This is a genomic window from Marinobacter sp. SBS5, assembly GCF_048285575.1.
In the GTDB taxonomy this organism is placed as follows: Bacteria; Pseudomonadota; Gammaproteobacteria; order Pseudomonadales; family Oleiphilaceae; genus Marinobacter.
This window is the reverse complement of record NZ_JBLWAZ010000003.1, coordinates 199,953-220,123: the sequence shown is the minus strand read 5'-3', so window position 1 is coordinate 220,123 and position 20,171 is coordinate 199,953. Positions and strand designations below refer to the sequence as shown.

The 20,171-nt window shown below is 53.5% G+C and carries 16 protein-coding genes and 1 tRNA gene; 11 read left to right on the top strand and 6 right to left on the bottom strand.

The window, feature by feature from the left end:
- The first annotated feature begins 17 nt into the window (after window positions 1–17).
- Entirely contained in the window at window positions 18–737 is a 720-nt protein-coding gene (locus ACNQ6O_RS08055) for a response regulator transcription factor (RefSeq protein WP_418052725.1), read from the top strand.
- Window positions 734–2,038 carry a sensor histidine kinase gene (locus ACNQ6O_RS08050; RefSeq protein ID WP_418052724.1) on the top strand — a complete coding sequence of 435 codons (1,305 nt, stop codon included), beginning with the start codon at window positions 734–736 and terminating at the stop codon, window positions 2,036–2,038. Before ACNQ6O_RS08055 ends, ACNQ6O_RS08050 begins: the two co-directional genes overlap by 4 nt.
- Here ACNQ6O_RS08050 and ACNQ6O_RS08045 read toward each other — a convergent pair.
- The 5 genes from ACNQ6O_RS08045 to ACNQ6O_RS08025 all read right to left on the bottom strand — a co-directional run bounded on the left by ACNQ6O_RS08045 (window position 2,035) and on the right by ACNQ6O_RS08025 (window position 7,623).
- Window positions 2,035–4,029 (bottom strand): LTA synthase family protein, encoded by a 1,995-nt coding sequence (locus ACNQ6O_RS08045; RefSeq protein WP_418052723.1) that lies wholly within the window; start codon window positions 4,027–4,029, stop codon window positions 2,035–2,037. The two genes, ACNQ6O_RS08050 and ACNQ6O_RS08045, sit on opposite strands and share 4 nt — an antisense overlap.
- Window positions 4,030–4,224: 195 nt before the next feature.
- Window positions 4,225–4,301, bottom strand: a tRNA-Val gene (locus ACNQ6O_RS08040).
- A 45-nt stretch (window positions 4,302–4,346) separates the two neighbouring features.
- Window positions 4,347–5,306, bottom strand: a complete 960-nt coding sequence (locus ACNQ6O_RS08035) for a DMT family transporter (RefSeq protein ID WP_418052722.1) — start codon at window positions 5,304–5,306, stop codon at window positions 4,347–4,349.
- Window positions 5,307–5,421: 115 nt separating this feature from the next.
- On the bottom strand, window positions 5,422–6,510 hold the full coding sequence (locus ACNQ6O_RS08030; RefSeq protein WP_418052721.1) for a hypothetical protein: 1,089 nt from the start codon (window positions 6,508–6,510) through the stop codon (window positions 5,422–5,424).
- A 36-nt stretch (window positions 6,511–6,546) separates the two neighbouring features.
- Window positions 6,547–7,623, bottom strand: coding sequence for a hypothetical protein (locus tag ACNQ6O_RS08025; RefSeq protein ID WP_418052720.1), 1,077 nt, complete (start codon window positions 7,621–7,623; stop codon window positions 6,547–6,549).
- Between the two features lie 306 nt (window positions 7,624–7,929).
- On the opposite strand from ACNQ6O_RS08025, the gene ACNQ6O_RS08020 reads away from it, so the two are divergent.
- A complete protein-coding gene (locus ACNQ6O_RS08020; protein WP_418052719.1) occupies window positions 7,930–8,346 on the top strand; it encodes an XRE family transcriptional regulator in 417 nt (138 codons plus the stop codon).
- Between the two features lie 4 nt (window positions 8,347–8,350).
- On the opposite strand, the gene galU is transcribed toward ACNQ6O_RS08020, so the two are convergent.
- Complete coding sequence (gene galU / locus ACNQ6O_RS08015) at window positions 8,351–9,187, bottom strand: UTP--glucose-1-phosphate uridylyltransferase GalU (RefSeq protein WP_418052718.1); 837 nt, start codon at window positions 9,185–9,187, stop codon at window positions 8,351–8,353.
- Between the two features lie 231 nt (window positions 9,188–9,418).
- On the opposite strand from galU, the gene ACNQ6O_RS08010 reads away from it, so the two are divergent.
- From ACNQ6O_RS08010 to ACNQ6O_RS07975, 8 genes are all read left to right on the top strand, one after another.
- Window positions 9,419–10,099 (top strand): GntR family transcriptional regulator, encoded by a 681-nt coding sequence (locus tag ACNQ6O_RS08010; RefSeq protein WP_418052717.1) that lies wholly within the window; start codon window positions 9,419–9,421, stop codon window positions 10,097–10,099.
- A 16-nt stretch (window positions 10,100–10,115) separates the two neighbouring features.
- Window positions 10,116–11,000 carry a methylisocitrate lyase gene (gene prpB / locus ACNQ6O_RS08005; RefSeq protein WP_418052716.1) on the top strand — a complete coding sequence of 295 codons (885 nt, stop codon included), beginning with the start codon at window positions 10,116–10,118 and terminating at the stop codon, window positions 10,998–11,000.
- 40 nt (window positions 11,001–11,040) lie between these two features.
- Complete coding sequence (gene prpC, locus ACNQ6O_RS08000; RefSeq protein ID WP_418052715.1) at window positions 11,041–12,174, top strand: bifunctional 2-methylcitrate synthase/citrate synthase; 1,134 nt, start codon at window positions 11,041–11,043, stop codon at window positions 12,172–12,174.
- 54 nt (window positions 12,175–12,228) lie between these two features.
- Window positions 12,229–14,853 (top strand): Fe/S-dependent 2-methylisocitrate dehydratase AcnD, encoded by a 2,625-nt coding sequence (acnD, locus tag ACNQ6O_RS07995; protein WP_418052714.1) that lies wholly within the window; start codon window positions 12,229–12,231, stop codon window positions 14,851–14,853.
- A 133-nt stretch (window positions 14,854–14,986) separates the two neighbouring features.
- Window positions 14,987–16,165, top strand: coding sequence for a 2-methylaconitate cis-trans isomerase PrpF (prpF, locus tag ACNQ6O_RS07990; RefSeq protein WP_418052713.1), 1,179 nt, complete (start codon window positions 14,987–14,989; stop codon window positions 16,163–16,165).
- 49 nt (window positions 16,166–16,214) lie between these two features.
- Complete coding sequence (prpD, locus tag ACNQ6O_RS07985) at window positions 16,215–17,702, top strand: 2-methylcitrate dehydratase (RefSeq protein WP_418052712.1); 1,488 nt, start codon at window positions 16,215–16,217, stop codon at window positions 17,700–17,702.
- A 140-nt stretch (window positions 17,703–17,842) separates the two neighbouring features.
- Window positions 17,843–18,559 (top strand): PEP-CTERM sorting domain-containing protein, encoded by a 717-nt coding sequence (locus ACNQ6O_RS07980; RefSeq protein ID WP_418052711.1) that lies wholly within the window; start codon window positions 17,843–17,845, stop codon window positions 18,557–18,559.
- A 193-nt stretch (window positions 18,560–18,752) separates the two neighbouring features.
- On the top strand, window positions 18,753–20,150 hold the full coding sequence (locus ACNQ6O_RS07975) for a TIGR03013 family XrtA/PEP-CTERM system glycosyltransferase (protein ID WP_418052710.1): 1,398 nt from the start codon (window positions 18,753–18,755) through the stop codon (window positions 20,148–20,150).
- Window positions 20,151–20,171: the final 21 nt, after the last annotated feature.

The following is a 20,171-nucleotide window of genomic DNA, read 5'->3' as shown; positions in this document are numbered from 1 at the left end:
TAAGGGAGTCCGCTCAAATGACATCGCACCAGCCACGACTAAGGCTACTAATTGTCGAAGACCAGGTGGATCTCGCGGAGAATCTGTTCGAGTTTCTAGGTGAGGACCACTACGAACTCGACTTTGCGGCTGACGGTTTGACGGCATTGCACCTGTTGGCGACTCAAAGCTACGACGTGATCGTACTCGACCTGATGCTTCCTGGCGTTAATGGCTATGAGATTTGTCGGCGGATTCGCGAAGACTTGCAATGCCAAACCCCGGTTATTTTGATGACCGCACTGGGCTCGTTGAACGACAAAGAGAAAGGCTTCGATTGCGGTGCCGATGACTATCTCGTGAAACCGTTTGAACTACGTGAGCTACAGCTGCGAATCGATGCCCTGCATCGACGATATTCTCCAAAGCGCTCGGTATTGATGGCCGGCGAAATCCGGTTTGATCCCGGTACGTTGGAGGCAGAGCTCAATGGGGTTAAGACAACGTTGTCGGGCACGCCCGCGCGCCTGTTTGAATTATTGATGCGAGCCTACCCGAGCTTTTTGAGTCACGAGGCTCTAAGCGAAGCCGTATGGGGATCCCACCAGAAAGAGCTCGAAGGAAACAGCCTGCGTACCCATATTTATACGCTAAGAAAAGCGCTGCAGGCGGGCTTGGGCCATGGTCTTGTGAAAACGATCCATGGCCGAGGGTATTGCCTGGGTTCCCCTGTCAGTGGAGCGGCTGATACGCCATGAAGCCTTCCTTGACCGCACGCTTAACCCGAACGCTGCTCTTTCTCATTGTTGCGACGACCGCAACCTCGATGTTCGTTGTAGAAATGTTCGTCGAGGATGTGGAAGAGACTATTTTAAGCCGTGAACTTAGGGCCGATGCTGAGTTTTTCGCCGAGCAACTACGCCAGGGCAGCTTTCAGCCGATCAAAACCGGGAGGCTAGAGGCGACGTTTCTTGCGCAAGGGGAGGGTGAAGCAGTACTTCCAAAGTATTTTCAGAATCGCCCCCTGCCGTTTTCGGAAGAAATTGAAGTAGGTGAGACCACGTTACTGATTATTGGCGAACAGCTTGAAGAGCCCAATGGCGCGCTCTTTCTAGCTCAAGATATCAGTATCATGGAAGGCCGCATGACCATGGTTCAGCTTGTTCTGGTCGGTGTGGCGGGTTTTATGCTTATTGTCAGCTTTTTCGTCGCCCGAGCCGGTGCCCAGTATCTGGTCCGGCCATTCAAAAAACTCACTCTAGACGTGTCTAACACGACACCAAGCCCTAGGTTGTCTATGGGGCGAATCGCTACCGACTACCGTGATCAAGAGTTTTGCGACATCGCCAGTGCGTTTAACCGTTTTCTATCTGAACTTGAGGCGTACATCGAGCGTGAAAAATCGTTTGTGAAACTCGCCAGCCATGAGCTTCGTACACCTCTATCGGTGATGAGTGGTGCCTTGGATGTGCTTGAGCAACGGAAAAACCTCTCAGCAGCGGATCAGAAAACGCTTGCTAGAATTCGGCGGGCCATGCAAACCATGCGCGACGATACCGATGTTTTGCTAGAACTTGCGCGCAGCGAAGCGACTGAGAGCTATGCCAGAACCATCGATTTACATGACTTCGTTCAAGATACCGTTGAAGAGCTAGAACACGGGTATCCCGATCAGGTAGGCCGGATCGATATCTATAATGATGGACCTAAGCTTGGCGTCACAGCCCATCCCGCACTCGTGCGTATGTTGCTGCGTAACCTACTGCAGAACGCATTACGCCATACCCATGGGAAAGTTGAAGTCAGAGTGATCGAGAACAGCATCTCTGTGCGAGATTTCGGCTCTGGGCTTCCTGCTTATATAACTGAGCACCTGAATGTTCAGGGTGGAGCCAGCGCTATGACCACTTCAGCCGGACAATTCAGCAACACCACCTTTGGGTTGTTGATTGTCCGGCTGGTCTGTGAAAGGTTGGGGTGGGGGCTGGAGATTCCGCAGTCAGACAGTCAAGGGACTGAGTTTGTCATTCATGTTTTGAGCTTACCCAAAGTTGATTAATTCGGTACCCCGTATGCTTGGTCTCGGTACAATTTCAGAGGTAGGAGCGCATGGGCTAACGCCTTTTTCAAGTCGGCTTGCTTGGGTGCGTCTGGTCGGTAATCGGTGTTTCCAGTTTCTGGTGAATAGACGCCGGACAGGGGCGAGTTTTCTGGCCGTAATACGGTCACATTGAATTCACTGTCCATCCACGCGTAATAGTCATTGAATTGCATAATCGCACGGCCCGGCTCATCGGGGAATTTAGCTAAATCCCGACCGATCATGGGATGTTCTCCGGCTACGCCCATGAGCGAGAGCAGCGTTGGGGCAAGATCCACCTGACTGGCTATCGTCTCAATATTTCGCCCCTCCACATCTGCGCCAAGTATCAGTCCCGGAATCTGGAAATTCTTGATAGGAACCAACTCATCTCCCCAAACTCGCGCATCGTGGTCTGCCACGATGAGGAACAGGGTGTCCTGCCAGTAGTCGCTCTTTCGTGCCGTGTCTATAAATTCGCCTAAGGCCTGGTCCGCATATTTCACGGCATTGTAGACGGTATTCTTTTCCTCATCGTAACGCTCAATTCTATGGTCGGGATATTCAAATGGCGTGTGATTGGATGACGAAAACACTAACCGGAAAAATGGTTTGCCAGTGTTGTGCAGCTTTGAGATATCTTCATGGGCTTTGGAAAATAGATCTTCATCACTGACGCCCCAGCTTCCGGTGAAAGCGGGGTTGGTGTAATTTTGTTGATCGATAATATGGTCAAACCCGTTACCTGTGAAAAAGCTGCGCATGTTGTCAAAGTGCGCTTGTCCGCCATAGATAAACCCGGTGTCGTAGCCCTTACTTTTCAGTAGTGAGCCCAGCGTAAAGAACCCCGATTGAGAAAGGGAAAGTTTCACAACACTGCGAGCAGGGGAGGGTAAGAATCCAGAGACCACTGCTTCAATACCTCTAACCGATCGGGTACCTGTCGCGTAAAGATTATCGAACCACCATCCCGAGTCTTTCAGGGCTTCTAAGTGAGGGGTAACTGGCGCGCCACCCAGGGATTCAACGAACGTCGCGCCTAGGCTCTCTTCGAGAACGATAACAAGGTTTAGTGGGCGTGTTCGTTCTATCGCCGGCTGTTGTTGGTGCAGCGTTGGGAATTGTTGCGAGTTGAACGCTTCGTTGCGCAACCATGGCTCGCTTCGGACTTCATCAACAATGTCTGCCAGTGCCATCTCACCGTAACTGTCGGTCGCAGTGTCTTCATGTTTCAGATTGTAGATGGCAAAGGCCACCGACCACGTAGAGTTAATGATCAGGGAGTTCACTAGCGCATCTGATGTAAGGGCAAACATCGCCGGGTTTGCAGGGCGATGGCCTGTGGTTGAGCGAATGCTTATAAATACAGCGATCACCACGATGGGCCACATTAAAATCGCTTTGCGATAACCGCCCGGCTTAGCATTTCGCAACGATGCCCTGAAGAAACGGGCAAATAGATAGGTGACTAAGAAGCAAAGAATGAGTCCTAAAATAACGCTAGGCAAGTAGCCTTCCCAAAGCATGCTAAAGACTTCTTTTGGGTAGCTCAGGTATTCGATAAACAGGCGATTGGGCCGGGTATCGTATTCATTGATGAACGTTGGAGTTGCTAGTTCCATGAATAGAAAGGCGAAAACGACGACGAGTGACCATAGGCCTGTAAGTGTCTTCCAGATAGGCCAGCTGAAGCGATGGCCTAAAAACGGCAGCAAGAGTACAAGCGGCGCAACGGCCATTCCGGCCATGATTAGGTCAACCCTCAGACCGACTAGAAATATGCTGGGCCAAACAGGCGTTTCTATCACTCGATCCAATTGCCAGGCCACCAACAGCATGCGGGATAGGCCGCCAATTACCAGTATTGAGATGAACAGTATGACAATTGGGGAATAAGGCCCGGCCCAGTTCAGCCAACGGTTAACACCGGCGGAATTAGAACTATTACGAGATGAATCGAACGAACCCATGCATTTACCTTAAGCGGATGAATTGGCTAGAACTCGCTATGAGTAGCAATGCAGGATAAGGCGGGGGGTGTCAGTAATGGGTCAGGAAAATATCAAGAAAATGTCAAACTCGAAGCAGGAACTATGTTGGTCAAATTCCAGGCACAAAAAAAGCCACTTGGCTCGCGCCTAAGTGACTCTTTTACTTGCAGAAATTGGTAGGACCACCCAGATTCGAACTGGGGACCTCTACCATGTCAAGGTAGCGCTCTAACCAACTGAGCTATGGTCCTATGTCCTGCAACGGGGACGAAATATACTGATTATCCCGTTACTGGTCAACTAGTTTGAGGTGTATTTTTCACTTTCAACAAGCCTTTGATGGCACGGCTCAGGGCATTCCAGCGATTGACCAACAAAGCAGCGAATATAAGTCCGCATCCGGCGATTTGGAGATAACTCATGGTCTCCCCAAACCATACCGCGGCAAACAGCGCGACCCATACCGGTTCCAGTATCAGAATCACCACCCCGTGACTGTGTGCGGACAGGCTCTGAGCGTAGGTCTGCAGCAGAAAGCGCCCTGCCGTGGCGATGATGGCACTGGCCAGCACCCACACATATAGAATGGGTTGGGGGTTGGCGAAGGCAGGTGCCCAGGGCTCACTGATTGCGGATTCCGAAAGCGTTACTAAGCCCACTGTCAGAAGCGCCATGGCGGTGAGCGGAAGGGCGGGCACCTTCTTTTTCTCGATGGTTTCACCGTGTTTGTTCACCACCGTCCGTTGATTGGCGGTTCGGGTGTTTAGCGTGAAATAGAGAGCGAAGATAAACGCGGCCATCACAAAATAGAGTTGGCCCGGATCTGGCCGGAAGCCGTTTTCCAATGACAATAAGGCCAGCCCGGATACTGCAATGGGTATCGCTAACCATGTACTCATGGGCTGTGCTTCGCTAAACACCAGTCGTGCCAGTATCGGCACAATGACGACCCCCAAACTGGTCAGAAAGGCACCTTCGCCCATGCTGTCGCCGTGGAAAAGCCCCATGATCCAGCAGGTCATGGCAATCCCGAACACGGCTCCTACGCCAATGCTGCGCCCGATCTGGTCTGTGCTCAGGCGGCGTAGTGAAGGCAGGGCTACCAGGATCAGCACGCCGCCGGCAATCAAAAACCGGATAGCCATAAACAGGAGGGGCGGCATCATCAGCACCGCTTCTTTCGAGAACATCCAGCCGACCGCCGCAAGAAGAGTGACGACAACCAGCAGTAGGTCGGATTTGTGAGCGTCAGACATGATTAAACGAGGCCTGCATAGATAAAAAGGTTGCCCAATTTATCGTTAGGTCGCTAAAAAAGAAAGCAGCGAAAACCGAGGGGATTGGCTCGTCCATGAGCCGGGGGTGGGTTCCTTAGTTGTTCAAGGTGGTGTACAGCAGGTTGGACATACTGGTTTGGTCGGACCCCGGTACTTCCACATATTGGTCACCGGAACCCCAGAATTGCCACCATGCCCGTTTGTTGTAGGTGCGGCTGGCAAAGTTTACCTGCAGGCCATTCAGGACCGTACCATTCACCACCGGTACGGAGATGTTGCCAGTCTGATTGTTGATCACGTCGCTGTGGTTGGCGCCTTCGCTCATCAACACAGGGTAGTGGTTGTGCCAGAGACCTGCAGGCCCGTTCTGGCTGGATACCTTCCCAGTCATGCTCAACGTCCCCGAACAGGAGTCGATACCGTTTGCGTTCGTGGCACCGCAGGCAGAGTGGGTGGGTACAACGCCGTCATCCTTTCCCTCAATGAAGGGCTTGGTGATGCCCCCGTAAGAAGACCCGCCACCGACAAAGCGTAGGCGCGGAATCGACATCGGGTTAATCGCCAGATTGCGGGCTACGTTGGTTTGTAAGTCGTTTACCACGCCAAGATTGTCCGGTTTTGGGTCGATGCCGGTGAAAGCTTTTACAGCCTGCTTGACCGGCCAGTTATACCAACTGTCGTTGTAAGCAATGCTCACAGCGAGATCAGCCAACTCGGTGCCGCCCCCGGCGCCAGCCATATCGAGTACGGCCAGTATTCTCAGAGGCTGAAGGCCATCGGCCTGAAGCCAGCGAGCTTGGTTCTCCAGTAGGTGACGAGTGACCAAATCGCCGGTTGAGTGGGTAACTACTATGCAGTAATCATTGCATAGGCCTTGCTGGCTGATTTGGCGCACCTGTTGGTACGCGGTTTGGGAAATTTGCCCCTCAATCCGCGCGTTGCTCGGCCAGTCTATGCGAGCTTCAGACCGGTTTAACCAGTACGCTCTCCAGTTGTCGGCACCGGCTTGTTGAACATCGTTGAAGCTGGTAGGCGGGTTGGACAAATCATCCATCATAAAGCCATGCACCAGAATTACGTTGTGGCCTGCGAGTTGAGCGTTGGCACCAACACTGAATAACGTGCCGGCTAGAACTAAGGATAAGGCAGATGGTTTCAGGCGTTGCTTCTTGTTTATTCCCATGTGTCACTCCGTTCTTTCGATTTTATTGTTTTGCTATCAGAACTTATCGGCCAACTGCTGGAGCAGCATGGCCCTGTGTTCTGATTCGGGGTTCACCGCAGGCTCATCGCGAAGCTTGTCGAGATCTGGCGGTGAAAATTCGTAGCCTTTGTCTGGGCCGAAGGCGTAGTGAGTTCGATCGCCAGGCCGGGCAGGCAGTTGGCGGATTTGCAGGTATCTGACTTGCAGTGCGCCGGCTATATCCCTGTTGGCTAGTACGCTGCCATGGGCTCGAAGATCGATAGTGTTCCGGCTGGTGCCAAGGGCGGTCTCCGCCTGCAGAAGTGCAATCGGTTCTTGGTTGTCATACAGCTGGGCGGAAAGGGAGTAGTAGCCGGACGTTTCCGCATTGAAGTGCACGGGGATGACCAAGTCGTTGCCGTCAATAGACGCGGAGCCCAGCCCTTCGAAGTCTCCAAGATCAGGTTCGATGGTTAGGGGCGATGCATGACGAACCGGGCGACCATCAACGCTGGCCTCCACAATCAGTCGGTATTCGCCCGGCTCGTGGTCAGAACTGAGATTGCCATCGAAATAGCCGGCTGACCCGGTGGGCTTTAACGTGGTTGTGTCCGCGGTATCGCGATCGGCAGCGGTTTCGAGCGTGGCCGAGAGGTTGTTACCAACCACCTGCCGACCGGTGAGGGACGCTACCACCAGAATCGGATCGCCACGGGTGAAGCGGAATTTGTCGAGTGTAACGCTGAACTGGCCATCGCCTTCCAGTGGTAAGGCGACCGGATGGTAGCGGTTACCCTGATACCCTTCTGCCTGAGCCCGAGTCAGGGGGATCGAGTAATCGGGGTGGCGGGTGGTTTGGGTGTATTCGTCAGCAACGCTTGCCAACATAAAGGCAATGGCGTTGTCGTTGGGTTCTGCCGGCAAAGTCCGCTTGGTTACTGGGGCTTGATTGTGGTTGTTGTTTGGCATGTGTGGAGCTTGGGTGGCTGCGCGCACTGAGGTAGCGTCAACTGTCTCCATCTTGCGTGGGGTATCAGCCAGTAACCAAATAGCTCCAGCGCCACCACAGACCAATACTGCAGTGGCTGCGGCGAGCATCGTCTTGCGGCGCATGTATGTTTTCTCTTTTTGTTTTCAAATGGGTTTGTTGGTCAATAAACAACCATAGGCGACGATTTGTCGAAAACGGCAGAAAGCTTTGCTGAATTCCCGTTGGGTTGAACGAAGTGTGAGTTGGTTCTCAGAATGGGCAAGAGCGATCCAGGCACCTATGATCACACTTCCGATGAAGTGCAATACCCGCAGTAACACATTGTGCTTAAAGCGACATATACGATACATTTCCGCATAATGTTCACCATCACGCACAACACACCGTGGCTCTGAAAAGGCCGCGGCTAACAGGTCAGGGGCAACAGGATGCGGTACCTGCAGTCGTTTCATCGTCGTTTACGTTATCTTCGCGAAGCGGGGCAGCTTTCTTGTTCGGATATTGCTGCTATGTGTGGCGTAGAAGAAACGGTGGTGCAGCGCTGGGAAGCGCTTGAGCCAAAGCAACGCAGCTACCCTGGCATAGCCGAACTGTTGGATTTGTGCGTTAAAACAGAAACGCCGCTTGAGCAAATGCTGGACATGAACGAGGACAGCGACGCCGATCAACTGGAGCTACCTGGCTTGGTGGTCAGCAATGGTGACGGTCTGGCAGAGGCTCTTAAAGAGTTGGAGCAGGAAATAGAGCGAGTGCGGTTGTCAGATGAGGAAATGGAAATTCTGCGCCGGTTCCGCAAAGCGTCAACGGACAACCGGCGCATGGTATTGCAGTTGTTAGGGGGTTAAGCCCTTACTTGCCTTTCTTGTAGATGTTTTCGTACACGTAGTTGGTGGCTTCAACAAAGCCATCAATGCTTCCGCAGTCGAAACGCTTGCCTTTGAATTGATACGCCAGCACGCAGCCGTTCTTGGCTTGTTCCAGCAAGGCGTCGGTGATTTGTACTTCGCCGTTTTTCCCTGGAGGAGTGCGCTCCAGAATGTCGAAGATATCCGGGGTTAAAATATAGCGGCCAATGATGGCGAGGTTGCTTGGCGCGTTCTCAGGTGCCGGCTTCTCAACCATGTCGGTGATGCGGTACAGGCCGTCTTTCATCGATTCACCGGCAATCACACCGTACTTATGGGTTTCATCGATAGGCACTTCTTCAATAGCGACGATAGAGCAGCGGAACTGGTTGTACAGTTTAACCATCTGGCTCAATACGCCGTCGTCATCCTCTGGGCCTACGCAGAAGTCATCGGCCAGCACCACTGCAAACGGGTTGTCGCCGACCAGATTGCGGCCAGTCAGAATGGCGTGACCGAGACCTTTCATTTCACTTTGGCGAGTAAATGCGAAAGTGTTGTTGTCGATCAGGTCGCGGATGGAAGTCAACAGGCCTTCTTTACCTGACCCGGCGATCTGGTGTTCCAGCTCATAACTGATGTCGAAGTGGTCTTCGATAGCGCGCTTGCCGCGACCCGTCACGAAACCAAACTCGTGTATGCCTGCGTCTGCGGCTTCCTCTACACCGTACTGAACCAGTGGCTTGTTGACCACCGGCAGGATTTCCTTGGGCATGGCCTTGGTGGCCGGGAGGAAGCGTGTGCCATAGCCGGCAACGGGGAAGAGACACTTCTTGATCATATTGTTCATCCTTCATTCGATTCGTGCTTGTTGGGAGCCTTCCCACAAAGTGCGCTAAGTGTAGCGAAGTTATTGCTCTAAATGGAGGGTTTCGTGGGTATAGCGAAGGGACGGGCGGCTGTCGGCTAGTTCACTGCTAACAATTATACTTTGGCCGTAAGTCATATTGTTGACAATCCGTTAGTTGAAGCGTAGTTTTCGATTCATCAAACCTTGGATTGTTAACAAAACATGGCTGAAGTTCAGTTGCAAAACCAAACCCGTGCTGATGAAGCGTTCGATTGTTTGCAAACGGCAATCGTAAAAGGTGACTTGGCACCGGGAGAGAAAATTGGCGAGGTCGAGCTCTGCTCTCGATTTAATCTGACCAGAGGCCCCCTCAGGGAGGCTCTGGGCCGGCTGGAGTCCCGTGGCCTGCTGGTGCGCCGCCCTCATGCTGGCGTCAAGGTGGTTTCTGTCAGTGCAGAAGAATTGATAGAACTGTACCGAATTCGTGAGGTGATGGAAGGGCTGGCTGCCCGGCAAGCGGCTGAGCGAATGACCGATGAAGAAATTCGTGACCTGCGGGCTACGCTCGACAGCCATGAAACCATGATCGAAGAAGCTCGTGGTCAAGCCTATTATCAGGCTGAGGGCGATTACGATTTTCATCACCGTATTGCCACCGGTAGTCGAAACACCAAGCTGGCTCAGATGCTCCTGGGCGATCTCTATTACATGGTACGAATGTACCGTTACCGGTTAAGCACATCCGCCGGGCGCCCCCATATGGCGCTCGGCGAACACCGCAGTATCGTCGAAGCCATTGCCCAGCGTGATGGTGAACTCGCCGAATTTCTTATGAAAAGACACATCAACGCCGCACGCCAAAATATTGAGAAAAAGATTCAAGAAGGCGTGTTAACCATCTGATTAAGAGGTAATTGTTATGGCTAAGCTTTCCGCTGGTGCTCGTTTCCGCAAGGCTCTGAAAGAAAACCAACCGCTGCAAATTGTCGGCACGATCAACGCCTACGCGGCCATGATGGCAGAGCGAGTAGGGCATCAGGCAATTTACCTGTCAGGTGGTGGTGTTGCCAACGCTTCTTACGGTCTGCCGGACCTGGGCATGACCAGCATGAACGATGTCGTGGAAGATGTGCGCCGCATTACTGCAGCCACCGACGTGCCGCTTTTGGTCGACATCGACACTGGCTGGGGCGGCGCGTTTAACATCGCCCGCACCATTCGTGAAATGGAACGTGCAGGCGCAGCCGCGGTTCACATCGAAGATCAGGTTGCCCAGAAGCGCTGTGGTCACCGTCCGAACAAAGAAATTGTTTCCAAAGAAGAAATGGTGGATCGTATCCGAGCTGCGGCCGATGCCCGTGAGGACAAAGATTTCTTTATCATGGCCCGTACCGATGCCTTCCAGAAAGAAGGTCTGGAAGCCGCCATTGACCGTGCGAAAGCCTGCATTGAAGCCGGAGCTGATGGCATTTTCGCGGAAGCGGTACACGAACTGTCGGACTATAAGGCTTTCGCTGAAGCCATTGATGCGCCGATTCTGGCGAACATCACCGAATTTGGTGCTACACCTCTATACAACAAAGCCGAGCTGGCAGAAGCCGGCGCGGCGATGGTTTTGTACCCGCTGAGTGCGTTCCGCGCGATGAACAAAGCGGCGCTGACGGTGTACCAGAACATTCTGGATAAAGGTGATCAGAAAGACGTAGTAGACCTGATGCAAACCCGCATGGAACTCTACGACTTCCTGAACTATCACGATTTCGAGCAGAAGCTGGACGAGCTGTTTTCTCAGAAGAAAGACTAACCCGTAAAACTCTAACAACTGAACATTGAGGGAGACCAACATGGCTGAAGCAAAGAAACTAGGCGGAGCAGGCCTGCGTGGCCAGGTAGCTGGTGAAACAGCGCTGTGTACTGTGGGTAAAACCGGTGCTGGCCTCACGTATCGTGGTTACGATGTAACGGATTTGGCGGAAAACGCCCAGTTTGAAGAAGTGGCTTACCTGCTGCTGCGCGGAAAGCTGCCGAACCAGCAAGAACTGGATGCCTACAAAGCCAAGCTCAAGAGCCTGCGCACACTGCCGGATGCCCTGAAAACGGTTCTGGAACAGATTCCGAGCACCGCCCACCCGATGGACGTGATGCGTACCGGTTGTTCCATGTTGGGTAACCTGGAAACTGAAAATGATTTCAGTGAGCAGGATGACAAAATCGACCGCATGCTGGCGGCGTTCCCGGCGATCATCACTTATTGGTACCGCTTCGCCCACGAAGGCGTACGTATCGATACCGCGAACAGCGAATCTGACTCCATTGGTGGTCTGTTCCTCGAGCTGCTGCACGGCAAGAAGCCGAGCGAACTGCATGAGCGTGTGATGAACGTGTCCCTGATCCTGTACGCAGAGCACGAGTTCAATGCCTCTACCTTCACTGCTCGCGTGTGTGCCTCAACGCTGTCTGACATTCACAGTTGTGTGACCGGTGCCATCGGCTCACTGCGTGGACCGCTACACGGTGGTGCTAACGAAGCCGCGATGGAATTGATTCAGCGTTTCAAAACCCCGGACGAAGCCGAAGCCGGCCTGATGGGTATGCTTGAGCGCAAAGAAAAGATCATGGGCTTCGGCCATGCGATCTATACCGAGTCTGATCCACGTAACGGCATCATCAAGCAGTGGTCCGAGAAACTGGCTAAAGAAGTGGGCGATACCGTTCTGTACCCGGTTTCGGTTCGTTGTGAAGAAGTCATGTGGCGCGAGAAGAAGCTGTTCTGCAACGCGGACTTCTTCCACGCCTCGGCTTATCACTTCATGGGCATCCCGACCGAGTTGTTCACCCCCATCTTCGTGATGTCGCGGGTATCTGGCTGGACGGCCCATGTGAAAGAGCAGCGTGCCAATAATCGTATCATCCGCCCAAGTGCGGACTATACCGGCCCGGAAAACCAGGAATGGCTGCCGATTGAAAAGCGGAGTTAAGGGTCAGGCCTCAACCATTTTGCCTGAGCCGATCTCCGAATTAGAGGACACGACATGAACACCGAATACAGAAAACCGCTTCCGGGTACCGACCTGAAGTACTACGACACCCGTCAGGCCATCGAAGATATCCAGCCCGGCGCCTACGCCAAGCTGCCGTACACGTCTAAAATCCTGGCCGAACAACTGGTTCGTCGTTGCGATGCTGAGTCGCTCACCGATTCCCTGAAGCAGTTGATCGAGCGTAAGCGTGATCTGGACTTCCCATGGTATCCGGCGCGTGTGGTGTGCCACGACATCCTTGGCCAGACCGCTTTGGTGGACTTGGCTGGCCTGCGTGATGCCATCGCCGAAAAAGGTGGAGACCCCGCCAAAGTAAACCCGGTGGTACCGACCCAGCTGATCGTCGACCACTCGTTGGCGGTAGAAGCAGCGGGCTTTGACCCGGATGCGTTCGAGAAAAACCGTGCCATTGAAGAGCGCCGTAACGAAGACCGTTTCCATTTTATCAACTGGACTCGCACCGCCTTCCACAATGTGGATGTGATTCCAGCCGGTAACGGCATCATGCACCAGATCAACCTGGAGAAAATGTCTCCGGTGATCCAGAACCGTGCCGATGAAGATGGCCATCCGATTGCCTTCCCGGACACCTGTGTTGGTACCGACAGCCACACGCCGCACATCGATGCACTGGGTGTTATCGCTGTGGGTGTTGGTGGTCTTGAAGCCGAAACCGTGATGCTGGGCCAGCCGTCCATGATGCGCCTGCCTGACATCGTTGGCGTGAAGCTCACGGGTAAACGCCAGCCTGGCATCACCGCGACGGACATTGTTCTGGCCATTACTGAATTCCTGCGTAAGGAAAGGGTAGTGGGGGCGTATCTTGAGTTCTTCGGTGAAGGCGCTTCCAGCCTGACCATCGGTGACCGCGCTACCATCTCCAACATGACTCCGGAATACGGCGCTACGGCGGCGATGTTCTACATCGACGAGCAGACCATCGATTACCTGAAGCTTACTGGCCGAGAGCCAGAACAGGTCGATCTGGTTGAGAAGTACGCGAAAAAAACCGGCCTGTGGGCCACCGAAATGGCAGAAGCCCAATACGAACGTGTTCTGGAATTTGATCTGTCGACCGTGGTTCGTAACGTGGCCGGCCCGTCCAACCCGCATCGCCGCGTGGCGACCGCTGACCTGCATGAACGCGGCATTGCCGTAAACCTGGAAGCAGCGCTGGAAGAAGAGCGCAAAGGCTTGATGCCGGATGGCGCAGTGATCATCGCTGCGATCACGTCGTGCACCAACACGTCAAACCCGCGTAACGTGGTGGCGGCTGGCTTAGTGGCGAAAAAAGCCAACGAGCTGGGCTTGGTGCGTAAGCCTTGGGTTAAATCTTCCTTTGCACCGGGCTCCAAAGTGGCTCGCCTGTATCTGGAAGAAGCCGGCCTATTGCCAGAAATGGAAAAACTCGGCTTCGGTATCGTGGCCTACGCCTGCACCACCTGTAACGGCATGTCTGGCGCGCTGGACCCGAAAATCCAGCAGGAAATCATCGACCGCGACCTGTACTCAACTGCAGTACTGTCCGGTAACCGTAACTTCGACGGCCGTATTCATCCGTATGCCAAGCAAGCCTTCCTGGCGTCACCGCCGCTGGTTGTGGCCTACGCTATTGCCGGTACCGTGCGCTTCGACATCGAGCAGGATGCATTGGGTTACGACAAAGACGGCAACCCGGTCACTCTGAAAGACCTGTGGCCTTCCGATGAAGAAATCGACCGCATCGTCGGCGAGTTCGTGAAGCCGGAGCAGTTCAAAGAAGTCTACATCCCGATGTTCAACCTGGATGCCGTAGAGCAGGCCAAGAGCCCGCTGTACGATTGGCGCCCGATGTCCACTTATATTCGCCGCCCGCCATACTGGGAAGGTGCACTGGCTGCAGAACGCACCATGACTGGCATGCGCCCGCTGGCGGTGCTGGGTGATAACATCACCACAGATCACTTGTCGCCGTCTAACGCCATCATGATGGACTCGGCCGCTGGTGAATACCTGCACAAAATGGGCGTGCCGGAGGAAGACTTCAACTCCTACGCCACGCACCGTGGCGATCACTTGACCGCGCAGCGCGCAACCTTTGCTAACCCGAAACTGCTGAACGAAATGGTTCGGGATGAAAACGGCGAAGTGAAGCAGGGCTCACTGGCTCGCATCGAGCCGGAAGGCCAAGTGACTCGCATGTGGGAAGCGATTGAAACCTATATGGAGCGCAAGCAGCCACTGATCATCGTTGCCGGTGCAGATTACGGCCAGGGTTCCTCCCGTGACTGGGCTGCCAAGGGCGTTCGTCTGGCGGGAGTGGAAGTGATTGTGGCGGAAGGCTTCGAGCGTATTCACCGTACCAACCTGGTGGGTATGGGCGTACTGCCGGTGCAGTTCCGCGAAGGCGAAACGCGCCACACCTACAACATTGATGGTACCGAAACCTTCGATGTGAAAGGCGAAATTGCTCCGGGTGCGGAGCTCACGCTGGTTATTAACCGTAAAAACGGCGAGTCCGTAGAAGTCCCTGTGAAGTGTCGTCTGGACACCTTCGCTGAGCTGAACATCTATTCAGCGGGTGGCGTGCTCCAGCGCTTCGCCCAGGACTTCCTGGAAGCCGAAGGCGCCGCGTAATCAGATTGTAGATTTCGAAATCTGACTCCGAAGCCAGACTGGCAAAGGGGTCTGACCCATCGGGGTCAGACCCCAACCAACGGCCTCGGACCATTCCAGAACCACCCCAAATGCTTTCAAAGAGAGGCATTTCATGAGCTTCCCCCCACAAATTAAAGTACCTGCGACCTACATGCGTGGCGGTACCAGTAAAGGCGCGTTCTTCCGTCTGCAAGACCTGCCAGAAGCCTGCCAGGTACCCGGCGAAGCCCGCGACAAGTTGTTGCTTCGAGTGATTGGCAGCCCTGATCCCTACGAGAAACAAATCGACGGTTTGGGTAACGCCACGTCCAGTACCAGCAAAACCGTGATTCTCGCGGCACCGACTCAACCAGATCACGACGTGGATTACCTGTTTGGTCAGGTCTCCATCGACAAGCCGTTTGTCGACTGGAGCGGTAACTGCGGCAACCTGACGGCGGCTGTCGGTGCCTTTGCTATTAACGGTGGCTTTGTCGCCCAAGAGCGCATCCCCGAAAACGGCGTGTGCACCGTTCGCATCTGGCAAGCCAACATCAAGAAGACCATCGTTGCCCACGTGCCCATCACCGACGGTGAAGTGCAGGAAACCGGCGACTTTGAGCTGGATGGCGTGACATTCCCCGCAGCCGAAGTGAAGATCGAGTTCATGGACCCAGCCGATGGCGAAGGCTCCATGTTCCCAACGGGTAATCTGGTAGACGATCTGGAAGTCCCGGGCGTAGGCACGCTCAAAGCGACCATGATCAACGCTGGCATCCCCACCATCTTCGTGAACGCGGAAGACATTGGTTACAACGGCAGCGAGCTTCAGGGCGACATCAACAGCGATCCGAAAGCGCTGGCCATATTCGAAACCATTCGCGCCCATGGTGCGGTGAAAATGGGCCTGATCAACGACATCGCTGAAGCCGCTAATCGTCAGCACACCCCGAAAGTGGCCTTCGTCGCTAAGCCGGTGGATTACGTATCGTCCAGTGGCAAGCAAATCAACGCCTGTGAAGTTGATTTGCTGGTGCGGGCCATGTCCATGGGCAAGCTGCACCACGCCATGATGGGCACTGCGGCGGTTGCCATAGCAACGGCGTCTGCGATTCCCGGAACTTTGGTGAATCAAGCGGCTGGCGGCGGCGACCGTACCGAAGTGACCTTTGGCCACCCGTCCGGCACATTGCGTGTGGGTGCGGAAGCCAAGGAAGTGAATGGTCAATGGACTGCCACTAAAGCCATCATGAGCCGCAGTGCGCGGATTATTATGGAAGGCTGGGTGAGGGTGCCGCAGGACAGTTTATGAACTAAGCTGAGGCATACCCTGACGATTCCGGAAATGGGAGGATTTTGCCATGGGAGCCAACGTAGACCAGAACAAACGTCCTGATTACGACGAGGTGTTACAGGAAATCGCGGACTACGTCCTCGATTACCAAGTCGACAGTGACGAGGCATGGGAAACTGCCCGTTACTGTTTGATGGACACCCTCGGCTGCGGCCTTCTCGCCTTAAAATTTCCGGAATGCACCAAACACCTTGGCCCCTTTGTGGAGGGCACTGTGGTTCCCCATGGAGCCCGGGTGCCCGGCACGCCGTATCGGCTAGACCCAGTCAAAGCGGCTTGGGATATCGGCTGCATCGTCCGCTGGTTGGATTACAACGACACTTGGCTGGCGGCCGAGTGGGGTCACCCTTCGGATAACCTCGGCGCCATTTTGGCTGTTGCCGATCACCTGTCTCAAAAACGAGTAGCCAACGGGCAGGCTCCCTTGGCCATGAAAGCCGTGTTGGAAGCCATGATTATGGCCCATGAGATCCAAGGCTTATTGGCTCTGGAGAACTCTTTCAACCGAGTCGGGCTGGATCATGTGGTGCTGGTGAAAGTGGCCTCCACCGCGGTTAGTGCAAAATTGATGGGGGCGGATCGGGAGCAGATGCTTTCGGCGTTGTCCCATGCATGGGTCGATGGGCAATCCTTGCGGACCTACCGCCACGCTCCAAATGCCGGTTCCCGAAAATCCTGGGCCGCAGGGGATGCCGCTTCACGAGGCGTTCGCCTGGCGGACATCGCCATGCGGGGTGAGATGGGTGTGCCCGGAGTCCTGACCGCAAATCAATGGGGATTTTACGATGTACTGTTCACCAAGACCAACCGCGACCAAGCCCTGAAAGCGGATTCGTTCCGTAAGTTCTCACTACCGCAGCCCTTTGGCTCTTACGTGATGGAGAACGTCCTGTTCAAAATCTCATTCCCGGCGGAGTTCCATGCCCAAACTGCGGCCGAAGCTGCCGTAAAGCTCCACCCGGAAGTCAAAGACCGGCTCGATGAAATTGACCGCATCGAACTGACCACCCACGAATCCGCTATACGGATCATCTCCAAGCAAGGTGAATTGGCCAATCCGGCCGACCGGGATCACTGTTTGCAATACATGACTGCGGTGCCACTGATTTTCGGCAACCTGACCGCAGAACACTACGAAGACAGCTTTCACCAAGCTCATCCCGAGATCGACCGACTCCGCGACAAAATGAACGTTGTCGAAGACGAACGTTATACCCGGGAATACCTTGAGCCAGACAAGCGCTCCATCGCCAACGCCATTCAGGTGTTTTTCACCGATGGCAGCAGCACAGACAAGGTGGCGGTGGAATACCCGATTGGCCACCGGCGTAGACGGGAAGAGGGGATGCCGTTGTTAGTGGAGAAGTTTCAAAACAGCTTGAAGACCTGTTTTGTACCCCGGAAATGCGAGGCGATTATGGCCAGTTGCGAGGATATTGGGCGGCTGGAGGTTATGCCGGTGCATGAGTTTGTCGGGTTGTTTGGGGTGATGTGAGATGACTCGGGGTTCTGTTGTCAGCTTTCTTTACGCTCTGAAATACGATGTTTTTTAAAGTGTTGTTTTAATTCTGTTTTTTTTTGTGGCACAGATTCTGCTTCGTTCTAATTGATTAAAACAATCATGGAGCGTTAGCAATGAAAAGCATGGCAACGGTAGTAGCGACATTAATGTTTGCCGGGGGTGTTGGCACCGCAGCTGCAGCGCCAGTCATCAACATCAGTTCCGAAGGTTTTAGTGCAGCGCAGGCAGCGGAAGCCGCTTTTCTCGGCAATTTGAATTCGGGGTATATCACAGAGACATTCGACAGCGGCTATACGGTGGGGGCGCAATCCCCAACGGTTACTTCGCTGGCCGGTGTCGGGTCGTTCACTATGGATACGGCGGGTACAGGCGGTGCGTGTGACACCAGTCCGTATTCTTGTAGCGCTGGTTTGGCGGTTCTCGATTCTACAAGCTCACCCTATTCCGGTCGGTTTGATATCTCTCCTGACAACTGGCTTGACAGCATGGATGCGCAGAAGATGACCATTTCTCCGTCTGGCGGGTACACCGCAATGGGTTTTTATATGACGGACCCTAACGATGCGGGTGGCCGGTTCTCTGTTGGGGGAGTGAATTTCTCGTTCGCCGACATCTTTGGTTCATCGTTGGGAAACGGCAAAGTCTTCTATATTTCTTTGTATGACGACGGTGGATTAGGGGATCTCAGTATCTATGCAAATAACTCTAATGATGGTTACGGTCTCGACAACGTAACGATCGGAACTGTCCCGGAGCCAGGCACCTTGGCATTGATGGGGTTAGGTTTGGTTGGTCTGGTTTTGGTTCGAAGCAGAAAGAGCAAGGTCTAAATTCCGAAGCCCGCTAAGCGCGAAATGGGCGCCTGGCGGGCTTTGTAAGTTTTTGTTAACTAGTGCTTCACATTGTTATTGCGGTAACGGGATTGTGTACTAAACTGAATGTTCACAACTGGTAGTAAATCGCATGGGATGCGGTTTGATTTTATTGTGAACATAACAAGGAGTCGGCGTGGCCCACGTCAGGTTGTTTAAACACTACTTCCACCTGCCTTTTATACTTCTGGGTTTAATTGACCTGGTTGTTTTAGCTGCTTCTTGCTCGTTAGCTGTGTTTTTTCGGTTCTTCGGAGACACAGCATTCTTCAGTGAACATTTCGCTATTGTTTTCCCTTCGCTCGTGGTTTTTTCGTTCATTAATTTAACAGTCATGATGGCTTTAGGCGTCTATCAAGCAAGCGTTGAAGAGGGCATGTCTGGAATGATGCTCCGGACTATTATGGCTTTAATGCTGGCCATCCCTGTTCACGGATTTGCCTATTTCGTGGCTAGTGACTGGCTCTGGTATCTGGGCAGCTTTGATCTGCTGTCCTCGGCAACCGTCCTATCGGTGTTTTGCCTTGGGATAGCCCGGGTTCTTTTCTTTGGGGTATTGGGCAAAGAGCGGTTCAAACGACGTGTCGTGGTACTTGGTGCGGGGCGGCGAGCAAAGCGATTACTGCAAGACCTTACGACGCCTTTCAATCGCAAGGGATTCACGCTTGATGGCTTTATTCCAATGCCTGATGAGAATGTGGAAGTTAGCGAAGAACATCTAATAAACCTGCCTGGTTCCTTGTATGAGTATGTGATTCGACACCCTGTGCGTGAAATTGTTATAGCCGTTGATGATCGTCGCGGAGGCTTGCCAATGGATGACCTTCTGGAATGCAAGATGGCGGGTGTCAGCATTATTGACGGTATCAATTTCTACGAACGTGAATCCCGAAAAGTGGCTCTTGAGATGCTTACACGAGGTTGGCTCGTGTTTTCCGATGGCTACACGTTTTCAGCCGTGTACGGAATGGGTAAGCGGGCTCTCGATATTATTACTGCGGCGGTGCTTCTGGTTTTTACTTTCCCCATCATGTTGCTGACCGCGCTGGCAATCAAAATTGAAGACGGCTTCTCAGCCCCGGTAGTTTACAGTCAGGAAAGGGTTGGCGTGAATAACCGGGTATTTCGCGTTTATAAGTTTCGGTCAATGGTGACGGATGCCGAAAAGAATGGGGCGGTATGGGCGAAGCAAAACGATTCACGGGTTACGAAAGTGGGTGATTTCATTCGTCGAGTGCGGATTGATGAGCTGCCGCAGATATTCAACGTTTTGAATGGAAGCATGGCTTTTGTTGGGCCACGGCCTGAGCGCCCGATTTTTGTGGAGCGGTTAACCAGCAAGATTCCTTTCTATGCTGAGCGGCATCGGGTTAAGCCAGGCCTGACCGGCTGGGCACAATTATGTTTTGCCTATGCAGATAATGAAGAGGATACCCGGGAAAAACTCCGGTATGACCTATACTACATAAAGAATCAGAGTCTACTTCTCGACCTTCTGATTGTGCTTCAGACAGTTGAGGTGGTTTTGTTCAAGAAAGGCTCAAGGTAGCTTCGGGGTTAATGGCCCCGG